Source organism: Kitasatospora sp. NPDC056783 (genome assembly GCF_042789895.1).
Lineage (GTDB): Bacteria > Actinomycetota > Actinomycetes > Streptomycetales > Streptomycetaceae > Kitasatospora.
The window spans coordinates 1-3,119 of record NZ_JBHUAF010000600.1 but is presented as its reverse complement, the minus strand read 5'-3'; the positions used below and the strand labels follow the sequence as shown (position 1 = coordinate 3,119).

Genomic DNA, 3,119 nt, shown 5'->3' with positions numbered 1-3,119 from the left:
CAACGAGACCGCGAAGCCCTACCGCTGGACCTACGAAGGCACCCCGCTCAAGGCAGCCTGATCAACACCCCTCCACGAACTTCTGCAGGGCAGCAGTAGGTGAACTCGGACGCCGGGCCCGTCGGGGACGAGTAGCCGTTCGACAGCACGGTGACGTCGATGGTCCTGGGCTTGCCGACGCCGGTGGTCGGGGCGGGGGCGGTGGCGACGATCTGACCGGGCGCGCCGGTGCGCACGACCCGGACGGACGGGGAGGGGTTGTCGCCGAAGAAGACCTGGGCGTCGGAGCCGAAGTTGACGCCGGTGATGGTGACGGGGTCGTCCTTGCGGCCGCTGTCCGGGGCGATGCCGGTCAGCACCACGGGGGCGGGGCCGCCGTAGGCGAACTGGCCGAGGGGGACGGCCGGCGAGGTGCCCAGGTTGGTGGTGACCCGGACGGCGACGACGCCGACGCCGGGAGGCGCGTAGACGCTGATCGCGGTGCCGTCGCTGCTGACGGCCGGGTTCCGGCACGGGACCGCGCCGAAGTCGACCGCCGTGCCCGCGCCGAAGCCGCTGCCCGCGATGGCGACCGCGCTGCCGGCCGTGCCGGTGTTGCCCGTGATGGCCCGCACCACCGGGCCGGGCAGCACGTCGGGGGCACCGAGCAGCCCCAGGTAGGTGGAGTTGGCGTGCTGGTAGGCGACCTGGCCCAGGAAGTCCTGGAGCGTCTTCTTGACCATGACCGGGTCGTGGTCGTTCTTGTAGTCCGGGTTCAGCGGATTGGCGGTGCCCACCTGGGCGTAGGCGTGCGGACCCGGCAGGGCGGCGATCGCCGTGATCACGGCCTTGACGTCGTCGTTCGCCTCCGGGCCGGGCGGGTGGGGGTACCACTTCTTCGCCTCGTCGAGGCTGGTCCAGGCCTGCGGCACCAGGTCCCAGGCGTTGACGTAGCGCTCGTCGGCGACCCAGCTCAGGGAGTCGACGTACGCCGCGAAGTCCGGGCCTCCGGCCGTGGGGGCCGCGAAGGTGTAGAAGCCGAAACTCGGGGTGGCACCCGGCCAGGCCTGCGCCCGGAGGTAGGGCGCGACCATGGTGGCGAGGCAGCCGCCCAGACTGTGGCCGATCACGTACACGGTGGGGTTCGGCGGAGCCCCGGCGAGGGCGCCGGCGAGCGCCTGCACCAGGGTGACGCCCGCCGCGTCCATGGTGACGACCTGGCTGAACGCCTCCATCGCCCCCTTGGAGACGGCCACCGGCGCGGAGGGCGAGCCGACGGCGGTGAACGGCACCACCGTGCCCACGTCGAGGTCCTCCAGCAGGTCGGTGACGTTGGCGACCGTGCCGCGCAGGACCACGGCGAACGTGTTGGAGGAACGGCCGGCCGCCAGGTACGCCATGTTCGCGTTGTCCGGGCTCAGCGCCAGCCACTCCAGACTCCAGTCGTTCCCGGTCGCGAGGGAGGCATCGGCCAACTGCTCGCTGACGCCCAGGAAAGCGCGGTTCTGCTGCTCCGCCGGCGTCTCGCCCGACGGTCGCGGGGTGGCTGCGGTCGCCGCGATCGCGGCCAGTGTCATGGCCACCTGGGGCATGGTCGGTGTGCTCTGCTCCGTCGGCATGCGTGCTCCCTGGGAACGGATCGCCTCCGTCCGAGAGGGAGGCCGTGTTCCCTCTGGGTTCCGCCGGGGACGTTCGGCGATGTGTCCGGGCCGGGGATGTCACGCCATCGGGCGTAGACGGCCCGGTACGGCACGGACCAGGTACGGGAGCCCTGCGTCGATCACCACCTTCCCGATCGCCCCTCCGATCCGGGTTCCCCCTCCGATCCGGGTTCCCCCTCCGATCCGGGTTCCCCCGCCGATCCGGGTTCCCCCGCCGATCCGGGTTCCCCCGCCGGCACGGCGTCAGCCGAGGTCGAGGCGCCTGTTGAGGGCCTCGCCCGAGGGCAGGGGGTCGATGAAGGTGTGCAGGAACGCGAGCAGCGCGTCGGTGTCCAGGCCCTCGGCGGCGGCGTCCATCGAGGTGTAGAGGGACTCCTCGATCTCGGCGACCGCGGTGGCCAGGCGCCGGCCCTCGGGGGTGAGGCTCAGCTGGAGGTAGCGGCGGTCCGCGGCGTCGGGGCGGCGCTCGACCAGTCCGGCCGTGACGACGCGTTCGACCAGCCGGCTCGGGTTGGTGCCGCTCTCGCACACCAGGAGCTGCCCGAGCCCGTTGAGGCTCAGGGTGCCGTGCTGTTGGAGCAGGCGCAGCACCTCGGCCTGCGACGGGGTGATGCCGTGGGGCTTGAGGGCCTGGATCAGCAGCCGGTTGCCCTCGCGTTGGGCGGCCAGGATCGCGAACCGCAGGTGTTCGGCCTTACGCATCGGCGCCCTGTCGGGCGGCCGGCAGGGCGGCGAGGAAGTCCTTGACCGCGGCGGCGTAGCCGACCGGGTGGGAGAAGCGGAACATGTGGCCGGTGCGCGGCAGCACGACCTCCCGGGCGTCGGGGATGCCGGCGAGCATGATCTTGGAGGCGTTCTCGCCGATCAGGACGTCGTGCGACGGAGTGAGGAGCAGGGTCGGGACCTGGACCCGGCCCAGCGCGTCGACGTAGTCGGCGGTGAGGACGGCCCGCAGGCGGGCGCCGAAGGAGGCGGCCGGGGTGTTGGCGAGGAACAGTTCGCGGCTGCGCGCCTCGTTCCAGTGCACCTGTCCCTCGCCGTCGAACGGTGAGGCGAGGCGGTGGGCGTGGGCCCGCAGCGTCAGCTGCCGGTAGAGCGGGCCGCGGGCCCTGCCGATGGCCCGCATCAGGGCCTTCCACGGCTTGGAGTCGACCGGGTTGGCCGCGAATCCGCCGGACAGGACCAGGGCGCGCAGGCCCCGGGGGCGGCGGGTGGCGAGGGCGAGCGCGATGTTCGCGCCGAACGAGTCGCCGACCAGGACGTAGTCGTCCAGGTCCGCGACGGCGGTCTCGACGTGGTCGGCGTAGCGCTCGATGTCGTCGACGTCTTCGGGCAGGCGCAGCGTCCGCGTGGGCGCCTCGCCGTAGGGGGCGAGTTGCCCGGCGCTCCACGGGGCGCCGGAGAAGCAGGGGATGAAGACGAGGGTCGGATTCTTCTCTGTGAAGCCCATGTGAACATATTACACGACACATGTTACCC

The 3,119-nt window shown here is 72.3% G+C and carries 3 protein-coding genes; all 3 read right to left on the bottom strand.

Translation table 11 applies throughout. From position 1 onward, the window contains the following. Window positions 1-47 precede the first annotated feature (47 nt). The gene (locus tag ACFRMQ_RS39675) at window positions 48-1,598 is read right to left on the bottom strand and encodes an IPT/TIG domain-containing protein (protein WP_380735766.1); all 1,551 of its coding nucleotides are present in this window, start codon (window positions 1,596-1,598) and stop codon (window positions 48-50) included. 285 nt (window positions 1,599-1,883) lie between these two features. Further along, complete coding sequence (locus tag ACFRMQ_RS39670) at window positions 1,884-2,342, bottom strand: MarR family winged helix-turn-helix transcriptional regulator (RefSeq protein ID WP_380735765.1); 459 nt, start codon at window positions 2,340-2,342, stop codon at window positions 1,884-1,886. After that, entirely contained in the window at window positions 2,335-3,090 is a 756-nt protein-coding gene (locus ACFRMQ_RS39665; protein WP_380735764.1) for an alpha/beta fold hydrolase, read from the bottom strand. The genes ACFRMQ_RS39670 and ACFRMQ_RS39665 overlap by 8 nt, the downstream gene beginning before the upstream one ends. Window positions 3,091-3,119: the final 29 nt, after the last annotated feature.

What these genes read in the sequence shown, in the direction of transcription:
- ACFRMQ_RS39675 (WP_380735766.1), bottom strand. Translation starts at nt 1,598, where the DNA reads ATGCCGACGGAGCAGAGCACACCGACCATGCCCCAGGTGGCCATGACA.
- ACFRMQ_RS39670 (WP_380735765.1), bottom strand. Translation starts at nt 2,342, where the DNA reads ATGCGTAAGGCCGAACACCTGCGGTTCGCGATCCTGGCCGCCCAACGC.
- ACFRMQ_RS39665 (WP_380735764.1), bottom strand. Translation starts at nt 3,090, where the DNA reads ATGGGCTTCACAGAGAAGAATCCGACCCTCGTCTTCATCCCCTGCTTC.